Source organism: Pseudomonas sp. NFPP25 (genome assembly GCF_900116505.1).
GTDB classification, from domain to species: Bacteria; Pseudomonadota; Gammaproteobacteria; order Pseudomonadales; family Pseudomonadaceae; genus Aquipseudomonas; species Aquipseudomonas protegens.
This window is the reverse complement of record NZ_FPBG01000001.1, coordinates 1359276-1380361: the sequence shown is the minus strand read 5'-3', so window position 1 is coordinate 1380361 and position 21086 is coordinate 1359276. Positions and strand designations below refer to the sequence as shown.

17 protein-coding genes are annotated in these 21086 nt (G+C 64.1%); 8 read left to right on the top strand and 9 right to left on the bottom strand.

All coding sequences use genetic code 11. The annotated features are described in order from the left end of the window. Window positions 1-122: 122 nt before the first annotated feature. A complete protein-coding gene (gene bkdR / locus BM382_RS05850) occupies window positions 123-611 on the top strand; it encodes a Bkd operon transcriptional regulator BkdR (RefSeq protein ID WP_011060831.1) in 489 nt (162 codons plus the stop codon). A gap of 3 nt (window positions 612-614) precedes the next feature. Here the strand turns inward: bkdR and BM382_RS05845 are convergent, their stop codons facing one another. Both BM382_RS05845 and BM382_RS05840 read right to left on the bottom strand, forming a co-directional pair. Continuing rightward, the gene (locus BM382_RS05845) at window positions 615-1811 is read right to left on the bottom strand and encodes a cyclic di-GMP phosphodiesterase (RefSeq protein WP_072442449.1); all 1197 of its coding nucleotides are present in this window, start codon (window positions 1809-1811) and stop codon (window positions 615-617) included. Window positions 1812-1928: 117 nt separating this feature from the next. Beyond that, window positions 1929-3551, bottom strand: coding sequence for a methyl-accepting chemotaxis protein (locus BM382_RS05840; RefSeq protein WP_015635271.1), 1623 nt, complete (start codon window positions 3549-3551; stop codon window positions 1929-1931). A gap of 247 nt (window positions 3552-3798) precedes the next feature. Here BM382_RS05840 and BM382_RS05835 point away from each other — a divergent pair, with 247 nt between their 5' ends. After that, complete coding sequence (locus tag BM382_RS05835; protein WP_072442247.1) at window positions 3799-5283, top strand: DASS family sodium-coupled anion symporter; 1485 nt, start codon at window positions 3799-3801, stop codon at window positions 5281-5283. Between the two features lie 15 nt (window positions 5284-5298). Here BM382_RS05835 and dapF read toward each other — a convergent pair whose 3' ends face one another. After that, window positions 5299-6093 (bottom strand): diaminopimelate epimerase, encoded by a 795-nt coding sequence (gene dapF, locus BM382_RS05830; protein WP_072442245.1) that lies wholly within the window; start codon window positions 6091-6093, stop codon window positions 5299-5301. Between the two features lie 208 nt (window positions 6094-6301). On the opposite strand from dapF, the gene BM382_RS05825 reads away from it, so the two are divergent. Next, window positions 6302-7963 carry an MFS transporter gene (locus BM382_RS05825; RefSeq protein WP_011060836.1) on the top strand — a complete coding sequence of 554 codons (1662 nt, stop codon included), beginning with the start codon at window positions 6302-6304 and terminating at the stop codon, window positions 7961-7963. Continuing rightward, window positions 7960-9084 (top strand): HlyD family secretion protein, encoded by a 1125-nt coding sequence (locus tag BM382_RS05820; RefSeq protein ID WP_072442243.1) that lies wholly within the window; start codon window positions 7960-7962, stop codon window positions 9082-9084. The genes BM382_RS05825 and BM382_RS05820 overlap by 4 nt, the downstream gene beginning before the upstream one ends. A 224-nt stretch (window positions 9085-9308) precedes the next feature. Here BM382_RS05820 and copD read toward each other — a convergent pair whose 3' ends face one another. The 3 genes from copD to BM382_RS05805 are packed head-to-tail and all read right to left on the bottom strand — an operon-like array spanning window position 9309 to window position 11020. Next, window positions 9309-10184: a copper homeostasis membrane protein CopD gene (copD, locus tag BM382_RS05815; RefSeq protein ID WP_072442241.1), complete on the bottom strand. Its 876-nt coding sequence runs from the start codon at window positions 10182-10184 to the stop codon at window positions 9309-9311. A gap of 3 nt (window positions 10185-10187) precedes the next feature. Further along, complete coding sequence (copC, locus tag BM382_RS05810) at window positions 10188-10556, bottom strand: copper homeostasis periplasmic binding protein CopC (RefSeq protein ID WP_011060839.1); 369 nt, start codon at window positions 10554-10556, stop codon at window positions 10188-10190. 29 nt (window positions 10557-10585) lie between these two features. Then, a complete protein-coding gene (locus tag BM382_RS05805; protein WP_011060840.1) occupies window positions 10586-11020 on the bottom strand; it encodes a GNAT family N-acetyltransferase in 435 nt (144 codons plus the stop codon). 264 nt (window positions 11021-11284) lie between these two features. Between BM382_RS05805 and BM382_RS05800 the strand changes: the two genes are divergently transcribed. Further along, window positions 11285-11905, top strand: a complete 621-nt coding sequence (locus BM382_RS05800) for a TetR/AcrR family transcriptional regulator (protein WP_011060841.1) — start codon at window positions 11285-11287, stop codon at window positions 11903-11905. An 86-nt stretch (window positions 11906-11991) separates the two neighbouring features. Here the strand turns inward: BM382_RS05800 and preA are convergent, their stop codons facing one another. The 3 genes from preA to hydA form a co-directional block, all read right to left on the bottom strand. Next, window positions 11992-13266, bottom strand: a complete 1275-nt coding sequence (preA, locus tag BM382_RS05795; RefSeq protein WP_072442240.1) for an NAD-dependent dihydropyrimidine dehydrogenase subunit PreA — start codon at window positions 13264-13266, stop codon at window positions 11992-11994. Beyond that, window positions 13267-14634, bottom strand: coding sequence for an NAD(P)-dependent oxidoreductase (locus BM382_RS05790; RefSeq protein ID WP_170866303.1), 1368 nt, complete (start codon window positions 14632-14634; stop codon window positions 13267-13269). 217 nt (window positions 14635-14851) lie between these two features. After that, the gene (gene hydA / locus BM382_RS05785; RefSeq protein WP_072442236.1) at window positions 14852-16291 is read right to left on the bottom strand and encodes a dihydropyrimidinase; all 1440 of its coding nucleotides are present in this window, start codon (window positions 16289-16291) and stop codon (window positions 14852-14854) included. Window positions 16292-16913: 622 nt separating this feature from the next. Between hydA and BM382_RS05780 the strand changes: the two genes are divergently transcribed. The 3 genes from BM382_RS05780 to BM382_RS05770 all read left to right on the top strand — a co-directional run bounded on the left by BM382_RS05780 (window position 16914) and on the right by BM382_RS05770 (window position 20860). After that, entirely contained in the window at window positions 16914-18401 is a 1488-nt protein-coding gene (locus BM382_RS05780; protein ID WP_072442233.1) for an NCS1 family nucleobase:cation symporter-1, read from the top strand. 229 nt (window positions 18402-18630) lie between these two features. Beyond that, complete coding sequence (locus BM382_RS05775) at window positions 18631-19908, top strand: Zn-dependent hydrolase (RefSeq protein ID WP_072442231.1); 1278 nt, start codon at window positions 18631-18633, stop codon at window positions 19906-19908. Window positions 19909-20305: 397 nt separating this feature from the next. Next, entirely contained in the window at window positions 20306-20860 is a 555-nt protein-coding gene (locus BM382_RS05770) for a hypothetical protein (protein ID WP_103291034.1), read from the top strand. Window positions 20861-21086 lie beyond the last annotated feature (226 nt).

The window sequence follows — 21086 nt, the reverse complement described above, 5'->3', positions numbered from 1 at the left end:
AATCTTGTCCTACAAACATCATAGGCCGGGCGTAGAAGAATATTTATCTCTGTTTCATTGCGCTGGACGGTATTTGCAGATAAAAAATCTGCATAAACATAAAAAACAGGTTGTTTTGTCTCATGCGCAAACTGGACCGTACCGATATCGGCATTCTCAACAGTCTTCAGGAGAATGCCCGCATCACCAACGCTGACCTCGCCCGCTCGGTGAATCTTTCTCCCACCCCGTGCTTCAACCGGGTCAAGGCCATGGAGGAGCTGGGGCTGATCCGCGAGCAGGTGACCCTGCTGGATGCCGACCTGTTGGGGTTGCACGTCAATGTGTTCATCCACGTCAGCCTGGAGAAGCAGGTGGAAGAGGCCCTGCAGCACTTCGAGGAGGCCATCGCCGACCGCCCGGAGGTGATGGAGTGCTACCTGATGGCCGGTGATCCGGACTATCTGATCCGGGTGCTGGTGCCCAGCATCCAGTCCCTGGAACGCTTCATGATGGATTTCCTGACCAAGGTCCCCGGGGTGGCCAATATCCGTTCCAGCTTTGCCCTCAAGCAGGTGCGCTACAAGACCGCGCTGCCCTTGCCGGCCAACGGCCTGACCCTGGGCACCTGAGGTTCAGGCCGGGACCTCGCTCCAAAGCTGTTGCAGTTGCTTGAAGTCCCAGGCCTCTTGCGCTTCCCGGGCGACGATGTGTTCCTCGCCCTGCAGCCGTGAAAGGTCCAGGACCCGTTGCGGCAGGGGCATCTTCGAGCGTGTGGAAAAGAACACCTTGACCTTGGGCAGTAGCAGCGACTCGCTGTTCTGCTCCAGGACCACCGCCAGCTTGCCGCTGTTCAGGCGCACCAGGGAACCCACCGGGTAGATGCCCACGCACTTGACCAGGGCCTGCAACACCCGCGGGCCGAAATGTCCGGTCCAGCCGGACATGCGCTGCAAGGCTTCGGCCGGGTCCCAGCCACGGTTGTAGGGGCGGGTCGAGGTCACGGCGTCATACACGTCGCAGACCGCGCCCATCTGTGCGAACAGACTGATCTGCTCCCCTGCCAGGTGGTGCGGGTAGCCGCTGCCGTCGATCTTTTCGTGATGGTGCAGGCACACATCCAGCACCAGCGCGTCCAACTGCGGGTTCTGGCGCAGGATGGCACCACCGGCGGCGGGGTGCAGCTTGATCCGCTCGAACTCGTCGGCGGAGAGTTTTTCCGGTTTGTTGAGGATGCTGTCGGGGACGGTCAGCTTGCCGATGTCGTGCAGTAGTCCGGCGACTCCGGCCTGGTGCACCTGCTCCACCGGCAGCTCCAGTTGCCGGGCCACCGCCACCATCAGCGCGCAGACCGCCACCGAGTGCATGTAGGTGTAGTCGTCGGCGGTCTTGAGCCGGGCCAGGCTGATCAGCACGTCGGGGTGGCGCAGCAGCGAGCTGGAGATGTTGTGCACCAGCTCGTCCACCTGGACCAGCTCGATGGCCTGGCCCATGCGCACCTCCTGGAACATCTGCATCACCGCCTTCTTGGAGTGGGCGCAGATCTTCAGCGCACGCTGGATTTCCTCGGCCCGCTCGACCCGCAGCGGGGCTTCGCTCTTGAGCGGCGGCTGGGCGGCCGGCGCGCTGGGATGCGGGTTCGCCGGCAGGTCCAGGCCCTTGTCCGAGTCGATCCACAGGCTGCTGACATTGGACTGGCGCAGACGCTGCAGGTCGGCGTGGCTATTGAGCACGAAGCCAGCTTTCCAGAACGAATGGTCCAGCCACGAACCGCAGAACTGGTGGATATACATGCCCATCTGCAACTGCTGCACGGAAATGAGTTTGAGCACGGTCGAGCCCCCCACCTGATTCAGACCGGCCCGGGCGCCAAGAGGCGGCCCGGGCTGGCTGATCGATAACGCTCCTTGCCGTTACTTATCCTGAACCGCTTGACCGGTCGCGCCCGGTCAGAGGGAGAAGCGTGCCACCAGTTTGTTCAGACTGACCGCCAGTGACGACAGTTCACTGCTGGCGATGGAAGTCTGGCTGGCGGCGGACGAGCTTTGCAGCGACAGGTCGCGGATGCTCATCAGGTTCTGGTCCACCGAGCGTGCCACCTGGGCCTGTTCCTCCGAGGCGGTGGCGATCATCAGGTTGCGTTCGTTGATTTCGCTGATGGCCTGGGTGATATGACCGATGGCGGCGCCGGCCTCGTGGGCGATGGCCAGGGTCTGGCTGGCGTCCTCGCTGCTTTGCTGCATAGACAGCATAGCCTTGCTCGAACCGCTCTGGATGCCCTGGATCATCTGCTCGATCTCCTGGGTCGAGAGCTGGGTGCGGTGGGCGAGGGCGCGCACTTCATCGGCCACCACGGCGAAGCCGCGGCCCTGTTCCCCTGCCCGGGCGGCCTCGATTGCGGCGTTCAGGGCCAGCAGGTTGGTCTGCTCGGCAATGGCGCGGATTACATCCAGGACCTTGGTGATGTCCTGGGCCTGCTGGGCCAGGCCGGCCATTTCCAGCCGGGTGTGTTCCACGGTGCCGGTGAGTTTCTCGATGGAGTGGATGGTCTGCTCGACCCGCTCCTTGCCCAGCCCGGCCGAGCGCTCGGAGGCCTGGGTGGATTGCGAGGCGGACACCGCGTTGCGTGCCACTTCCTCCACCGCAGCGGTCATTTCATTGACCGCGGTGGCGGCCTGGTCGGTCTCCATGCTCTGTTGCTGGATGCCGGCGTTGGACTCGCGGGTGATGGCGCTCATTTCCTCGGCCGCGGAAGCCAGTTGGGTGGACGAATCGGCGATGTGGCGGATGGTGGATTTCAGGCTGTCGAGCATGGCCTGGGTGGATTTCTGCAGGTCGGTCAGCTCGTCCTGGCCGCTGACGTCCACCTGGGCCCGCAAGTCGCCCTCGGCGATCTTCTGGGTGGTGGCCAGCAGCGACAGCACCGGGCGGATGATGCTGCGGGTGAACAGGGTGGCGATGAGGATCGTCAGGACAATCGCCAGGACGATGATCACCGAGGTCAGGGTCAGGCCGGTGTCGAACTGTTGGCCTGCCTGGTTGGCGGAGTGCTCGGCGCCGTTTTCGTTGATGGCGATCAGTGCCTCGATGGCGGACTGCAGGGTGTTGGCCAGGGGCACGGTGACCTGGTTGATGTAGTCGCTGGTCTGTTGTGCAGTGTTGGTCTTGCTGCTCTCGATCAGCACCGCCAGCTTGTCCAGGTAGTCCTGGGCGCCGCGCTTGACCTGATCAAAGGTGGTTTTTTCCTCGGCGCTGGAAACCAGCGGTTCGTAATCCTTGATGGCCTGGGCCAGGCTGGCCTTCAGGGTCCCCAGCTTGTCCAGCGAAGCGGCTTTCTGGGCATCGTTCTCAGTGGCGTAGTGCAGTGCTTCCAGGCGCACGCGCAAGGTGCCGGATTCGATTTTCGTGGCTTGCCTGACGCTGGGCAGCCAGTTGGTTTGCAGATCCAGTGCCGCGTCGTGAATCTGTCCCATTTTCCACAGTGCCAGCCCTCCCAGACCAATCAGCAGTACACAGATGGCGCCGAAACTCAGTAGCGCCCTGGAAGTCAGTTTCATGTTTCTTGTCACCATAAAGGCACCTTGCAGGTTGGAGTGATACAGCCAAGTACGTTTCGACTCCTTGTCGCCTTGATATCACTCTGATCTCAAAGTTGTGAAAAATCTGCATAGATGTAAAAAAATATTTCTACGGGTGTTTTCCTGTTCAGCCCGCAGACAGCTTGAGCCCTTGCAGGACGCCGTGCTTGACCTTCATCAAGGCGCTTTCCGGGGTTTTGCGCCATGCTCGGCGCCTGTCCAATTGAAAAGGAAAAGGCCCATGTCCAAGCCTGAAACAACGGCGCCCACGGCCAAGGCTGTATTACCGATTGGATTGCTGATCGCCGTGCTGGCGATGGTTGCCGTGCTGCTGTTGCCACTGCCCGCCGACCTGCCGGTGGCGGGGCACCGGATGCTGGCGATCCTGGCCTTTGCCGTGGTGGTGTGGATCAGCGAGGCGGTGTCCTACGAGGCCAGCGCGATCATGATCACCGCCTTGATGGCCTTCCTCATCGGCACCGCGCCGACCCTGCAGGACCCGAGCCAGCTCTATGGCAGCTCGGCGGCCATCGGCCTGGCCCTCACCGGGTTCTCCAATTCGGCCCTGGCCCTGGTGGCCGGTGCCTTGTTCATCGCCGCCGCCATGACCCACACCGGCCTCGACCGGCGCATCGCCCTGGTGACCCTGACCCGGGTCGGCACCAGCACCCGGCGCATCCTTATCGGCGCCATCGCCGTGACCATCCTCCTCAGCCTGCTGGTGCCCAGCGCCACCGCGCGCAGTGCCTGCGTGGTGCCGATCATGATGGGAGTGATTGCCGCCTTCGGCGTCGACAAGCGTTCCAATATCGCCGCCGGGCTGATGATCGTCGTGGCCCAGGGCACCAGCATCTGGAACGTCGGGATCCAGACCGCCGCGGCGCAGAATCTGCTGACCGTGGGTTTCATGGACAAGATGCTCGGCCAGCGCGTGGCCTGGCTCGACTGGCTGATCGCCGGGGCGCCCTGGGCGGTGATCATGTCTTTGGTGCTGCTGTGGCTGGTGCTGAAACTGCTGCCGCCTGAAACCGACAGCATTCCCGGCGGCAAGGAGGCGGTGGCCCAGTCCCTGGCGGACATCGGGCCCATGACCGGGCCGCAGAAACGCCTGCTGACGGTGTCGGTGCTGCTGTTGTTGGCCTGGTCCACCGAAGGCAAGCTGCACCCCTTCGACACCACGACCACCACCTACGCCGGGCTGGTGATACTGCTGCTGCCGCGGATCGGCATCATGACCTGGAAGGATGTGCAGTCGCGCATTCCCTGGGGCACGGTGATCGTCTTCGGCGTCGGCATCAGCCTGGGGTCGGCGCTGCTCAGCACCCAGGCCGGGCAATGGCTGGGGAGCCAGGTGGTGGCCCATACCGGCCTGGACCAGGTGGGGCCTTTGGCGGTGTTCGCGATTCTCGCGGCGTTCCTGATCCTCATCCACCTGGGGTTCGCCAGCGCCACGGCGCTGACCTCGGCCTTGCTGCCGATCCTGATCGCCGTGCTGCAGACCCTGCCGGGTGAGTTCAGCCGCCTGGGCATGACCATGCTCCTGGGCTTTGTGGTCAGCTACGGCTTCATCCTGCCGATCAACGCGCCGCAGAACATGGTCTGCCTGGGCACCGAGACCTTCAATGCCCGGCAGTTCGCCAAGGTCGGGCTGCTGGTGACGCTGATCGGCTACCTGCTGATGCTGGTGTTCGCCATGACCTGGTGGAAATGGCTGGGCTGGATGTAGGAAAAGTAAATCCCTTCACAGTGACCCGCTGAACACCCGGGTCACGCTGCCGGCCAGGCGCACCTTGCCCTGGCCGTCCCAGCTCACCATTACCGGCCCGCCATCGCACAGCACCTGCACCGGGCTGTCCAGCAGGCCGCGGCGGATGCCGTTGACTGCCGCTGCGCAGGAGCAGGAGCCGGAACCCAGGGGGATGGCGCCATTGCGCTCCCAGATGCGCAGGCGGATGGTCTGGCGGTCGATCACCTGGATGAAGTGCACATTGGTCTTGTGCGGAAATAGCGGGTCGCTCTCGATCTGTGGGCCCAGCGTGGCAATGTCCAGCGGTGCCAGGTCGTCGACGAAAAAACTGCAATGGGGGTTGCCCATGCTGCACGCCGCCGGTGTTCCCGGCAGTGGCAGGTGCAGGCTGTCCAGCTCTCGGGCCAGGGGGATGGCCTGCCAGTCGAACGAAGGCAGGCCCATTTCCACCGACACCGACCGATCCTCAAGACGCAGGCATTGCTGCAGGCCGCGGGCGGTTTTCACCTGCACCGAGGTGACGCCGCTTTCCTGCATCAGCAGGTCGGCGGCGCCCCGGGTGGCACTGCCGCAGGTGTCCAGGCTGGAACCATCGGCGTTGAAGAAGGTCAGTTGCGCCGCGCTGTCGCTGCAATCGCCGAGCACCACCAACTGATTGAAACCGATGCCACGCCGGCGGTCTCCCAGGGCCCTGGCCAGCTCGCGGGTGATCGGGTTGGTGCGGCCACGGGCATCGATCAGCACGAAGTCGTCACCATTGGCGTGCATCTTCACAAAGTTCAGCGGCATTCGGGCTCCAACAGGCGAGGGCAGGGAAGGACGGGGGCCAGCGCATGCAGGATTCCGAAAAAAAGCCACCGACGCCAGCGCCTTAAAATAAAATTCATCCTGCAAGCCCGGGCATTGCCTGGGCGGCGGGATTTTCCGGCAGACTGCCGGACCACCGGGAATATCGCCGACCGCCGCAACAGCGGCCGGCACAGCACAAGGTCATGGCATGGATCACTACGCCCCGCGCAACTGGCAGCCCCACGAAAAGCCCAGCTTGCCCGGCTCCCCCTCGACACCGTTGCACCCCACCCACAAGCGCCTGGCCTACGCGCTGGTGGGCTTGCTGGTGGCCATCACCGGTGGCCTGGGCAACTCGTTGGTGATCGCCAACCTGCCGTACCTGCAGGGGGCGCTGGGGGCGACCACCGCGGAAATGGCCTGGCTGCCGGCCGCCTACGTGATGACCAACGTGTCGATGAACCTGTTGCTGGTGAAGTTTCGCCAGCAGTTCGGCCTGCGCGCCTTCACCGAAGTGTTCCTGGTGCTCTACGCCCTGGTGACCTTCGGCCACCTGTTCGTCAACGACCTGAGCTCGGCCATCGCCGTGCGCGCGGCCCACGGCATGGTCGGCGCGGCGCTGAGCTCCCTGGGCCTGTACTACATGGTCCAGGCCTTCCCGGCGAAGTGGCGGCTCAAGGCCCTGGTGCTGGGGCTGGGCGCCTCGCAACTGGCCTTGCCCCTGGCCCGGCTGTTTTCCGAGGACCTGCTGCAGATCGCCGAATGGCGCGGCCTGTACCTGTTCGAACTGGGCCTGGCGCTGACCTCCCTGGGCTGCGTGTTCATGCTCAAGCTGCCGCCGGGGGACCGCTTCCGTACCTTCGAGAAACTCGATTTCCTGACCTTTGCCTTATTGGCCACTGGCGTGGCCCTGCTGTGCGCGGTGCTGTCCCTGGGGCGCATCGACTGGTGGCTGGAGGCGCCGTGGATCGGCTACGCCAGCGCCGCCTCGATCCTGCTGATCATGGCGGGGCTGTGCATCGAACATAACCGCAGCAACCCGATGCTGATGACCCGCTGGCTGGGCAGCGGGGCGATAATCCGCCTGGCCCTGGCAGTGATACTGATTCGCATGGTGCTGTCGGAACAGTCCACCGGCGCCGTAGGCTTTCTCCAGGCGCTGAACATGAGCAGCCAGCAGATGCGCATGCTCTACGGGGTGATGCTGCTGGGCAGCATTGCCGGGCTGGCCACCAGCGCCCTGACCATCAACCCGGCGCACCTGCTGATGCCACTGGTCATTTCCCTGGCGCTGATGGCCGTGGGGTCGGTAATGGACAGCTTTTCGAGCAACCTCACGCGCCCGGCCAACATGTACTTCAGCCAGTTCCTGCTGGCCTTCGGCGGTACGTTCTTTCTTGGCCCGACCATGGTCCTGGGCACCCGCAACGTGCTGACCAACCCGCGCAACCTGGTGAGCTTCTCGGTGCTGTTCGGCATCTGCCAGAACCTTGGCGGGCTGATCGGCTCGGCCTTGCTCGGGACCTTCCAGATCGTGCGCGAGAAGTACCATTCCAGCCATATCGTCGAGCAGTTGACCCTGCTCGATCCCCAGGTCCTGGCCCGGGTACAGAGCGGCGGGGCGGCCTACGGCAAGGTCATCGCCGACCCGGACCTGCGCACCCTGCAAGGCATACGCAGCCTGGCCACCGCGGCCACGCGCGAAGCCAACGTACTGGCCTATAACGATGTATTCATGCTGATCGCGGTGATTGCGGTACTGACCATGATCTGGATATTCATTCGCAGCCTGTGGCTGATGAGCACGACCCAAGCGGTCGCGCCTGCCGCCCCGGCTCCCGTTCAACAAAGTGGTGCCTCTTCTTCATGAGCGAAACCGTCAACCCCACCACCAACGCCATTGCCTCGACTCCCGAGCCCAGCGGCCCGCCGACCATGCCGGCCACCGAGCCACGGCCGCTGGCGGTGCGCATCATCTCGTCCCTGGGCTTTGCCGCCATCGCCATCGTTGGTGTGCTGATCGTGCTCTACGCCTGGCAACTGCCACCGTTCTCCAGCGCCATCGAAAGCACCGAGAACGCCCTGGTGCGGGGGCAGGTGACCATCATCGGCCCGCAGCTCAGTGGCTACGTGTTCGAGGTGCCGGTGCAGGACTTCCAGCAGGTCAAGGCCGGCGACCTACTGGTGCGCCTTGACGACCGTATCTACCAGCAGCGCCTGGACCAGTCCCTGGCGCAACTGGCGGTGCAGAAGGCGGCCCTGGCCAATGCCCTGCAACAGCGCAACAGCGCCGAAGCCACCATCAAGCTGCGCCAGGCGGCCCTGGTCGACAGCCAGGCCCAGGCGCGCAAGAGCGCGGCCGACCTGCAACGCAACGAAGCACTGATTGCCGACGGCTCGGTGTCCCGGCGTGAACTGGACGTGACCCGCGCGGCCAATGCCCAGACCGTGGCCGCCGTGGCCCAGGCCCAGGCGCAACTGGAAATAGCCCGCCAGGACCTGCAGACCGTGATCGTCAACCGCGGCTCCCTGGAAGCGGCGGTGGCCAGCGCCGAAGCCGCGGTGGAACTGGCGCGGATCGATCTGTCCAACACCCGCATCCTCGCCCCGCGGGACGGCCAGCTGGGGCAGATCGGCGTGCGCCTGGGGGCCTACGTCAACTCCGGCGCCCAGCTCATGGCCCTGGTGCCGAACCAGCTGTGGGTGATTGCCAACATGAAGGAAACCCAGATGGACAACGTCCGGGTCGGGCAGCCGGTGAGCTTTACCGTGGACGCCCTGAACCACCGCAAATTCAGCGGCAAGGTGCAGCGGATCTCCCCGGCCACCGGTTCCGAGTTCGCCTTGCTGCAGGCCGACAATGCCACCGGCAACTTCGTCAAGATTGCCCAGCGGGTGCCGGTGCGGATCACCGTCGACCCGGACCAGCCGGAGCTTGAACGCCTGCGCCCGGGGTTGTCGGTGGTGGTCAGCATTGATACCAGCCAATAGCCGAAACAGCACCTCACGTAGGAGCCGGCTTGCCGGCGTAGGGGCCGGCAAGATTTGCACCGATGCTGCAAAGCCTTCGCTGGCAAGCCAGCTCCTACAAGGGCTGGGTTTTCCCAAGGCTCGATGCTTTGCGTAGGAGCCGGCTTGCCGGCGAAGCGGTTCGTAAGATTTGCAGCGATGCTGCCGACGCTTTCGCTGGCAAGCCAGCTCCTACAGGCTGAGGTTTAGACCGCCTGCATCGGCGGCAAGGTGCCCAGCAACGAGACCGCCGCCACTGCGGCCACTCCCAGCAGCCATTCCAGCTGCACGCTGTTGTGCAGGCTGGCAAGGCGCTGGTCGCAGTCGCGAATCCGCAGGCGGTTGAACAGCGCCAGCCCCAGCATCCCCGCCACCAGCAGCACCTTGATCAGCAGGATCAGGGCAAAACCATTGAACAATGGAGTCGGCCACCATTGCCCGGTGAGCACCCGCACGTTGATCAGGCCGGTTAGCAGCAAGCCGGTTACCAGCCCATAACCCACGCCGCTGAAGCGCTTTAACAAGGGCTCGACAGACAGCCCAGCGGGTTGCCGCAACACCAGCAACAACACCAGCAAGCCCCCCAACCAGATGGCGACGCAGCTTAAATGCACGATCTGATTGAGGATCAGCATCTGCCCCGCCAACCCATCGAGCATGGCGCCGTGGCCCACCGGAGCCAGGGTTGCCAGGAGCAGGGCGCCCAGGCCCAGTTGCAGTGGCAGGCGCCGGCCCAGCGGGGTCAGCAGCAGGCCCAGCAACAGCAGGTTGAGCGACAGGTGCCAGCTCCACACCTGGCCGAAGAAGGTCTTGCCCAGCACCAACTGCACGGTCGCCGGGTCCAGCGCTGCCGGCCAGGAGCCGGCCATGCTGGCGGTGATCAGCAGCAACCAGCACAGGCCGCTGGCCAGGCCGATCAGCGTCAACCAGCGGCTGAGCCGTTCGAGCTGTCGATGCACGGCGCCATGGCCGTTGTGCGCGGAATCACGGCCCAGCAACAGCGGGCGAAACACCCAGGCGCCCACCAGGGTCAGCACCACCGCAAAGTGCACGAAGCGGCACAGCACCAGCCATGACGCCATGGATTACTGGCTCACCTTGAAGCTGTAGCTGCCTTCGCTCTTGTGGGTATCCACCGACACGGCGTGCCATTCCACCTTGTACTCGCCGGCGCGCAGCGGCGTGGCGGCCGGGGTGACCACCAGGGTCTTCTTGTCCGCGCCTTCGGTGGCGACGCTTTTGACCTCCACCGGGGCGCCGTCCTTGCTCAGCTTGACCTGGGTGAAGGCCGCTTCCACGCCTTCGGTGAATACAAGACGCAGCTCGCTGGGCGCGCTGACACTGCCTTGGGCCGCCGGGGTCGAGCTTTTCAGGTGGGCGTGGGCGAACACCGAACTGGCGGCCAGCAGGGAGGTCAGCAGGGCGGTGGTGGTGAAGAGGTTTTTCAGGGACATGGCAGGTTTACCTTTAAAGAGAATGGGGCTCATTGGTCTTGCAACTGCATGTGAATGATCGGAAACGGCCGGCCTTCACCGTCGGTTTCCGAACGACCGCAGTCGACGAAGCCGTAGCGACGGTAGAAACCATGGGCCTGAGGGTTCTGTTCGTTGACGTCGACCTTGAGGCCGGGACGGCGTACGTGATCCAGGAGCTTTCGACCGATGCCCTGGCCCCGTTGGGCCGGTTCGATGAACAGCATTTGTACCGTGTCGTCGCTGGTGGCGATAAAACCGCCGGGGCTGGCGTCGGGGTTCTCCCAGACCCAGGCCTCAAGGGCCGGCAGGTAGCTGTCGCGTACCAGCGGGTACAGGCGCTGGATATCGTCTTCAGCGATAAAGTCATGGGTGGCGCGGACCGAACGCTCCCAGAGCGCGGTCAGCAGGGCGTCGTCCGCAGCGACGCGAGGGCGAATCTTCATGAGCATGTTCCATCGGTAACAGGACAGATGGCCGGCGATGGTGCAGGGCCGGCATTCGGGCAGAGACCTGTATGCCCGTGTCGCGAATTAACGCCTGGACGGAGCACCGCAGTGGCTGCTGCAAATGAGCGGGAGGCCGATCCTACCCAATATGGCCGGGTGGTGAAAGACCGACGCAGGCCGGCGATGTCGCAGGCTTGACAGCTCCCCGCAGCGGGCGGGCGGATGCTAGTCTTGCCCCAGACTGTTTTCGTAGGAGCCCTCATGGGCAATCACAAGATCGAGATTCGTCGCAGCAACGTGGAAAAGATCCTCCTGGGTGCCGAGAAAATCTTCGCTGAAAAGGGCTATGCCGGCACCGCCATGGCCGACATCGCCGAAGAAGTGCAACTGCCGCGCTCCAACCTGCATTACTACTTCAGCACCAAGAACGAGCTGTACAGCGCTGTGCTCCTGGACCTGCTGGATGTGTGGAAACAGGACGCATTGTGCTTCGAGATGTTCGATGACCCGCGGGTGGTGCTCAGCAGCTACATCCGCGCCAAGATGCAGCATTCACGCAGCCGGCCCTATGGCTCCAAGGTCTGGGCCAACGAAATCATGCACGGCGCCCCGACCCTGGGCGAGACCCTGGATGCCAGCCTGTACGACTGGGCGAAGATGAAGGAAGCGAAGATCCGCCAGTGGGTGGAGGACGGGCGGATCCTGCCGGTGGAGCCGTCGAGCCTGCTGTACATGATCTGGGCCTCGACCCAGCACTATGCCGACTTCGATCATCAAGTGATGATCCTCAACGACCACCAGCCCCTGTCGGACCTGCAATTCGAACGGGCGGTGCAGACCGTCACCAGCGTCATCCTGCGGGGTATCGGGCTGGAACCCTGAACCTGCATCGCCGCTTCCCGTAGGAGCTGGCTTGCCAGCGAAGGGGCCCGCAAGACCGCCTTCGCCGGCAAGAGCAGGCCTCTCTCTCAAACAGCTTCGCGGTAGGGGTTGCGCGGGTCGTGCAGCCAGTCGAGGAACGGTTTGCCCGTGTCCTGGGGCACCATCTCGATGCAGTCCTGCACCGGACAGGTGATCTGGCACAGGTTGCAACCCACGCATTCGTCGTCGATCACTTCATATACATGGCTGCCGTCGGCTTGCCGGAGGCTGGCAATCGCCTGATGCGAGGTGTCTTCGCAGGCGATATGGCAGCGGCCGCAGCCAATGCAGGCCTGCTGGTCGATCCTGGCGATCACCTGGTAGTTGATGTCCAGGTACTTCCAGTCGGTGGTGTTGCCCACCGCGCGCCCGGAGAAGTCCTGCAGGCTGTGGTAGCCCTGGCTGTCCATCCACCGCGACAGGCCGTCCTTCATCTCGTCGACAATGCGAAAGCCATGCAGCATCGCCGCCGTGCACACCTGCACCGCGCCGCAGCCCAGGGCGACGAACTCCGCCGCATCGCGCCAGCTGCCGATGCCGCCGATGCCACAGATCGGCAGGCCGCGGGTCTGCGGATCGCGGGCAATTTCCGCGACCATGTTCAGGGCGATCGGCTTGACCGCCGAGCCGCAATAACCGCCGTGGGTGCTCTGGCTGCCCACCATCGGGTGGGCCACCATGCGCTCCAGGTCGACGCTGGTGATGGAGTTGATGGTGTTGATCAGCGACACCGCGTCCGCCCCGCCACGATGGGCGGCGCGGGCGGCCATGCGAATGTCGGTGATGTTCGGCGTCAGCTTGACGATCACCGGCAGCGAGCAGTAGGTCTTGCACCAGCGGGTCACCTGCTCGACATACTCCGGCACCTGGCCCACCGCCGCGCCCATGCCCCGTTCCGGCATGCCGTGGGGGCAACCGAAGTTCAGTTCGATGCCGTCGCAACCGGTGGCTTCCACCAGGGGCAGGATGGCTTTCCAGGACTCCTCGACGCAGGGCACCATCAGCGACACGATCAAGGCGCGGTCCGGCCAGTCCTTCTTCACCTGGGTGATTTCCTTGAGGTTGATCTCCAGGGAACGGTCGGTGATCAGCTCGATGTTGTTGATCCCCATGACCTCGCGGTTGGGCCCGAAGTGCGCCGAGTAGCGCGACGACACGTTGACCGCCGCCGGGTCTTCACCCAGGGTTTTCCAGACCACGCCGCCCCAGCCGGCCTCGAACGCGCGGACCACGTTGTAGGCCTTGTCGGTGGGCGGCGCGGAGGCCAGCCAGAACGGGTTGGGCGCCTTGATACCAGCGAAGACAATCGACAGATCGGTCATTTATGCAGCCTCCTGGTTGAGCATCAGTCGGGCATGCATGGCTTCTGCGGCCAGCTTGCCGTGTTGTACCGCCTGCACGGTGAGGTCCTGGCCAAGGCTGACGCAGTCGCCGCCGGCGTAGACTCCGGGAATGCTGGTGCGCAGGTGTTCGTCCACCTGGATACGTTCGCCGCTGCGTTGCAGCTCCCGGGCCAGCGGGTCGCTCAGGGCTGTAGCGTCGAAGCTCTGGCCGATGGCCTTGAAGATCGCATCGGCGGCCAGTTCGAAGGTGTCGCCGGTGGTTTGCAGGCGGCCTTCCACCATGCGGGTGCGGGCGAAGCGCATGCCGCGTACCCGGCCCCGGTCATCCAGCAGCACTTCTTGCGGTGCGGCCCAGGTCAGCAGGCGCACCTGATTGGCCTTGGCGATCTCCTGCTCGTGCTCGGTGGCGCCCATGTCCTCGATGCCACGACGGTACACCAGATTGACGTCACTGGCACCCAGGCGCGCCATCTGCACCGCCATGTCGATGGCGGTGTTGCCGGCGCCGAGAACGATGCAGCGCTCGGCCAGGGGCAACTGGCTGAGGTCGTCGGCCTGGCGCAATTCGCGAATGTAGTCGGTGGCGGCCAGCAACCCGGGGGCGTCTTCATGCTCCAGCCCCAGTTGCTTGCTGGCGGCCAGCCCGAGGCCGAGGAACACCGCGTCGAACTGCTGGTGCAGCTCGGTCAGGCTCAGGTTGGCGCCCAGCTTGTGCCCGTGGCGGATCTCGATGCCGCCAACGCCCAGTAGAAACTCCAGCTCCTGCTGGGCGAAGTCATCCACCAGCTTGTACTTGGCGATCCCGTATTCGTTGAGGCCGCCAGCCTTGTCCCGGGCTTCGAAAATCACCACCTCATGGCCGTGCAGGGCGCAGCGGTGGGCGCAGGACAAACCCGCCGGGCCGGCGCCGACCACGGCAATGCGCTTGCCGGTGGGCGCGGCGCGCTGGAACGGGTGCTGGGTGAAGTGCGCGTTGTCCAGGGCATAGCGTTGCAACAGGCCGATCAGCACCGGCGCGCACTCCTGGGCGTTGTTGCGCACGCAGGCCTGCTGGCAGAGGATCTCGGTGGGGCAGACCCGGGCGCAACTGCCGCCGAGGATATTGGCCGAGAGAATCTTCTGCGCCGCGCCCTGGACGTTGTCGGTGTGGATATTGCGGATGAACGAAGGAATGTCGATCTCGCTGGGGCAGGCGTTGACGCAGGGCGCGTCGTAGCAATACAGGCAGCGCGAAGCTTCCAGATGGGCCTGGCGGGCGTTGAGCGGCGGCGCCAGGTCGCTGAAGTGGCCGGCCAGGGTGGCGTTGTCCAGGGTCGGGTGGGGCAAGTGGTTCAAGGTCTTGATCACGGTTTTGGCCTCACGGTTCGTTTCTTGGTTGCCTCTGACGGGCATTTTCTATAGCTGGGATCACCCATATCCGTAGGAGCCGGCTTGCCGGCGAATAGGCCTTTGACTCTTACAAGGGATCTGCGGGCGCCTTCGCTGGCAAGCCAGCTCCTACAGGGGGCATGGGTTTCTGTAGGAGCGAGCTTGCTCGCGATAGGGGGGCAACGCCCCCCCGGGATCAGCGTTTAACCGCCGTCGGCTTGTGCCGCTCGGCGCGCTTGCTCAAGAGGTCGAACACCGCCGGGTAGGCCGGGCGCTCGATGTAGCGCCCGGCGCCGCGTTCGGCCCGCAGGTCGCCGTCGGCCCACACCAGCTTGCCCTGGCTGATGGTGTGGCTGGGCACGCCGCGCACGGTCTTGCCTTCGAAGATGTTGAAGTCCACCTGCTGGTGGTGGGTCTTGGCGGAGATGGTCCGCGTGCCTTGCGGGTCCCAGAGCACCAGGTCGGCGTCGGCGCCGACGCGGATCGCGCCCTTGCGCGGGTAGAGGTTGAAGATCTTCGCGGTGTTGGTGGAGGTCAGGGCGACGAATTCCTGCATCGACAGGCGCCCGCTGTTCACCCCTTCATCCCAGAGCACGGCCATGCGGTCCTCGATGCCGGCGGTGCCGTTGGGGATCTTGCTGAAGTCGTCGCGGCCGGCGGCTTTCTGTTCGGCGCAGAAGCAGCAGTGGTCGGTGGCGGTGGTGTGCAGGTTGCCCGATTGCAGGCCGCGCCACAGGGCCTCCTGATGGCCACGGGGGCGGAAGGGCGGGCTCATCACGTAGCCGGCGGCGGTTTGCCAATCCGGATCGCGGTACACGCTGTCGTCCAGCAGCAGGTGCCCGGCCAGCACTTCACCGTAGACCGGCTGGCCCTTGCCCCGGGCATAGCTGATTTCGTCCAGGGCTTCCTGGGTCGAGACGTGCACCAGGTACAGCGGCGTGCCCAGGGTCTCGGCGATGCGAATGGCCCGGCTGGCGGCTTCGCCTTCGACTTGCGAAGGCCGCGACAACGGGTGGGCTTCCGGCCCGGTAATGCCCTGGGCCAGCAGCTTGCGTTGCAGGTGATACACCAGCTCGCCGTTTTCCGCGTGCACCGTGGGTACCGCCCCCAGTTCCAGGCAGCGCTCGAAGCTCGCCACCAGGGTGTCGTCGGCGGCCATGATGGCGTTCTTGTAGGCCATGAAGTGCTTGAAGCTGTTGATGCCGTGGTGCTGCACCAGCTCGGCCATTTCCTCGCGCACCTGCTCGCTCCACCAGGTAATGGCCACGTGGAAGCCGTAGTCGCTGGCGGATTTTTCCGCCCAGCCGCGCCACTGCTGGAAGGCTTCCAGCAACGACTGCTGGGGGTTGGGAATCACGAAGTCGATGATCGAGGTGGTGCCCCCCGCCAGGCCCGCTGCCGTGCCGCTGAAGAAGTCTTCGCTGGCCACGGTGCCCATGAAGGGCAGCTGCATGTGGGTATGGGGGTCGATGCCGCCGGGCATCAAGTATTGGCCGCTGCCATCGAGCACTTCGCAACCGACGGGAATATCCAGATTGTTGCCGATGGCGCGAATTAGACCGTCTGCGCAGAGCACATCGGCTTTATAACTTTCATCATGGGTAATAACGGTGGCGCCACGGATCAACAGAGACATTCCGAGTTCCTCGCAGGCATGACCGACTGCTGTCGGTTCTAACTTTTTTATTGAACGCACTGATAACTTAAACAATCCTGTCATCGGTGACAGGATTAGAAGCTAGTCGCACTTCAAAGAAACATCAAGAATATTTTTTATAAGCTTATATTCAATATAACTTGTTGAAATATAACGATTAAAAGTTCAAATCTGCAAAATGGTGCAGCCTCTCACCATTTTGACGCACTTGACAGGATCAAAAAATAGTCGAGATTTCCTATGTCAAATCAGCTGCTTGAGGAGGCGCTGGGAAGGCCGGGAAATAACTAGGAAAATAACCGTGCACTGCTTTGGGTCCTGATCGAATGGACAACTTGCCAAACACCCGGCCTGAGTGGATTGGCAACTAACCAGGGGCTTGAAAGTTGCTTGCATAAAACCCAATGACATCAGTTGTTTACATGGATTCCGCCAGCCGTGCAGCAACGACCGCGCAAGTACTTGGCATCTTTATTGAGTGCCGCCGCAGGTCGATGTGCCGGAGGGTGGAAGTCGTAAGTTCTCCGGCCATCGTCCGGCGCGCTGTCCCTTGGTGCGCCGGCCTGATGAGCAAAATAATCAGAACAACAGTGGAGCGGCCATGCAACAGATCAGATCCCAGGTGACCGAGCGCGCCGGCTTGTACGAGCTGGACGCCGGCAGCGACGTACTCGACAGCCCCCGTTACAACCACGACATCGCACCGACCAAGGTCCAGGAACGCACCTGGAACAAATGGCACATCACCGCACTGTGGATCGGCATGTCGATCTGCGTGCCCACCTACACCCTGGGCGGGGTGCTCACCGCCTACTTCGGCCTCAGTGTCGGCGAGGCGCTGCTGGCGATCCTGCTGGCCAATATCGTGGTGCTGATTCCCCTGACCCTCAACGCCTTTGCCGGCACCAAGTACGGCATTCCGTTCCCGGTGCTGCTGCGCTCCTCGTTCGGCATCATCGGCTCCAACGTGCCGTGCCTGATCCGCGCCCTGGTGGCCTGCGGCTGGTTCGGCATCCAGACGATGTTCGGCGGGCTGGCGATCCACCTGTTCCTGGGCTCGATCTTCGAGGGCTGGAAGGCCCTGGGCGGCACCGGCGAGGTGATCGGCTTCATGATCTTCTGGACCCTCAACCTGTGGGTGGTGCTGCGCGGCGCCGAGTCGATCAAGTGGCTGGAAACCCTGTCCGCGCCGCTGCTGGTGGCGGTGGGCATCGGCCTGCTGGTGTGGGCCTTGCCCAGCGTGTCGCTGACTGAGCTGTTGGCGATCCCGCCCAAGCGTCCCGAGGGCGCCAGCGTCACCGGCTACTTCATGGCCGGGCTCACGGCGATGGTGGGTTTCTGGGCCACCTTGTCGCTGAACATTCCCGACTTCAGCCGCTACGCGAAAAGCCAGAAGGACCAGATCCTCGGACAGATCTTCGGCCTGCCGCTGACCATGTTCCTGTTCGCCGCCCTGGGGGTGGTGATGACCGCCGCCTCGGTGAAGCTGGTGGGGGTCACCGTCTCCGATCCGGTGAGCCTGATCGGCCATATCCAGAGCCCGGGCTGGGTGGCCCTGGCCATGGCGCTGATCATCATCGCCACCTTGTCCACCAACACCGCGGCCAACATCGTCTCGCCCACCAACGACTTCCAGAACCTGGCGCCCAAGCTGATCGGTCGCACCACCGCGGTGATCCTCACCGGCCTGGTGGGGCTGGCGCTGATGGGCCACGAGCTGCTGAAAAAGCTCGGCCTGCTGATTTCCGACGTCAGCCTGGAGACCGTGTATTCCAACTGGCTGCTGGGTTATTCCAGCCTGCTGGGGCCGATTGCCGGGATCATGGTGGTGGACTACTTCATCATCAAGAAACAGCGCCTGGACCTGGCCGGCCTGTACCGCGACGACGTCTACCCGGCGTGGAACTGGCACGGTTTCATCGCCTTCGGCGTACCGGTGGCCCTGACCCTGATGTCCCTGGGCAGCAGCGCCTTCAACTGGTTCTACAGCTACGGCTGGTTCACCGGCTCGGCCCTGGGCGGGTTGATCTACTACGGCCTGTGCAGCTGGCGCAGCCCCCAGGTGGCGACCGCCAAGACCCCAACATGAACACCCAGCCACCGCCCTTGCGGGCACCAGGTGCGCGCGGTTTGCAGGAGCTGGCCTGCCAGCGAAGGCGTCGGCACGGGCGATGCACCTCTTGCGGGCTCCTTCGCCGGCAAGCGGTACGCCGCCCGGCCGACTCCTGGGCAAGAGCAGGTTTTTGCTAGGCCGTTATCCCGGGCGTTGCGCCACGCATCCCCCGACAAAACCAGAAGAAACGCCTGAGGAAATCACCATGAACGCTGCCGTCGAGGTTCTGCAATCCAGCCATCAGCACATCAACCGCGACCGCCTGTGGCAGTCGCTCATGGAACTGGCCAGGCTCGGCGCCACGGTCAAGGGCGGCGTCTGCCGTTTGGCCCTGACCGACCTCGACCGCCAGGCCCGGGATCTGTTCGTGCAATGGTGCGAGGAGGCCGGTTGCGCGGTCACGGTGGATGGCATCGGCAACATCTTCGCCCGCCGCCCCGGGCGCAATCCGCACCTGCCGCCGGTAATGACCGGCAGCCATATCGACACCCAGCCCACCGGCGGCAAGTTCGATGGCTGCTTTGGTGTGCTGGCCGGGGTGGAAGTGCTGCGCACCCTCAACGACCTCAAGCTGGAAACCGAGGCGCCCCTGGAAGTGGTGGTGTGGACCAACGAAGAAGGCTCGCGCTTTCCGCCGTGCATGATGGGCTCCGGGGTGTTCGCCGAAAAATTCACCCTGCAAGACACCCTGGCCAAGACCGACGTCGATGGCATCAGCGTCGGCGAGGCCCTGAACGCCATCGGCTACGCCGGCACGCGCCCGGTCAGCGGGCATCCGGTGGGCGCCTATTTCGAGGCGCACATCGAGCAAGGCCCGATCCTGGAAGATGAGCGCAAGACCATAGGCGTGGTGCTCGGCGCCCTGGGGCAGAAGTGGTTCGACCTCAAGCTGCGGGGTGTCGAAGCCCATGCTGGCCCGACCCCCATGCACCTGCGCAAGGACGCCCTGGTGGGCGCCGCCGCCGTGGTGGCGGCGGTCAATCGCGCCGCCCTCGGCCACCAGCCTCACGCCTGCGGCACCGTCGGCTGCCTGCAAGCCTACCCGGGTTCGCGCAACGTGATTCCGGGCGAGGTACGCATGACCCTGGACTTCCGCCACCTGGAGCCGGCGCGCCTGGACTCGATGATTGCCGAGGTGCGCCAGGTGATCGACAACACCTGCGAAGAACACGGCCTGAGCTTCGAACTGACCCCCACCGCGGACTTCCCGCCGCTGTACTTCGACCCGGTGTGCGTCGATGCGGTGCGCGGCGCCGCGCGGGGTTTGGGGTTGTCCCACATGGACATCGTCAGCGGTGCCGGGCATGACGCGATCTTCGTCGCCGAGCTGGGCCCGGCGGGGATGATCTTCGTGCCTTGCGAAGGTGGCATCAGCCACAACGAAATCGAGAACGCCGACCCCGACGACCTCGCCGCCGGCTGCGCGGTGCTGCTGCGCGCCATGCTCGCCGCCTCCCAGGCCATCGCCCAGCGCCAAGCGTAGGAGCCGGCTTGCCGGCGAAGAGGCCCGCAAGATGTGCATCGCCGGTGCCGACGCCTTCGCTGGCAAGCCAGCTCCTACACGGGGCTTGTGGTGTTTCCACAAACCTGCCCACACCACCATTCCCGTAGGAGCCGGCTTGCCGGCGAAGAGGCCCGCAAGATGTGCATCGCCGGTGCCGGCGCCTTCGCTGGCAAGCCAGCTCCTACAGGGGGCTTGTGGTGTTTCCACAAGTCCTCCCACACCACCATCCCCGTAGGAGTCGGCTTGCCGGCGAAGAGGCCGGCAAGACATGCATCGCCAATGCCGGCGCCTTCGCTGGCAAGCCAGTTCCTGCAAGGGGCAGCGTGAGGCGCTTTGCCTGGCGTACACTGGCGAACTTTTTCCATGGGATGCCGGTATGCACAGGATGGCGCTTTGTCTGGCCCTGGCTCTGAGCCTGGGCGGTTGTATCGATTACAAATGGGGCCACGATTGGAAGGCCGACAGCCTCGGCGGTTGGCAGGATGCCAGCACCGGCAACTATGACCAGGGCACTTCGTTCAAGCTGGCCTGCGGGGCCGAGCCGCTTTACGTGAAGGTGACATCCGCGTCGTCTCACCATCTGATGTCGCTGCTGTTCATTCCCCTGGTGCCCGCAGGCACCGGCGATGACAACCATCTGGCTATCCAGGCCAGTCACCCCAGTTTGGCGACATGTACGTCGGCGGCGCAGAATCCTCTGCTGATCAAGCTGGACAACCGGGTGATCGGCACCATCGGCTATGCCTCCTCCAGCAAGGCGGGCAGTTGCCAGCTCCGCTTGGACGCGCGCGAGCTGCAGGGCGAGCGGGTGTCGATCGAGGTCAATCAGGCCGTGCTGCCGTGTGCCGTGGCGCCGATGACCCTGAAAAAGGACAGTTTCTTCTGCCTGCGGGCTACAAAGTTCGGCGGCTCGACACCGTGCGGTCGGTAGCCAAAAGCAAGGCCCTGCGTACCGAACGCGGCCCGACCTTTCGCAGCCTCGCGGGCTCGGCAGCGGCTACAGGGTCTGTGGTGAGCTGGGTTTTTGTAGCCGCTGCCGCAGGCTGCGCACGCCCGGCACGGGCGTAGGGGGCAGGGCCGAGATAGAGCTGCCAGCCGAACCTAAGCTAATTCCTAAAAAGTATTTATTTTAGATTTGTTAGATCGATTAGCTTTTA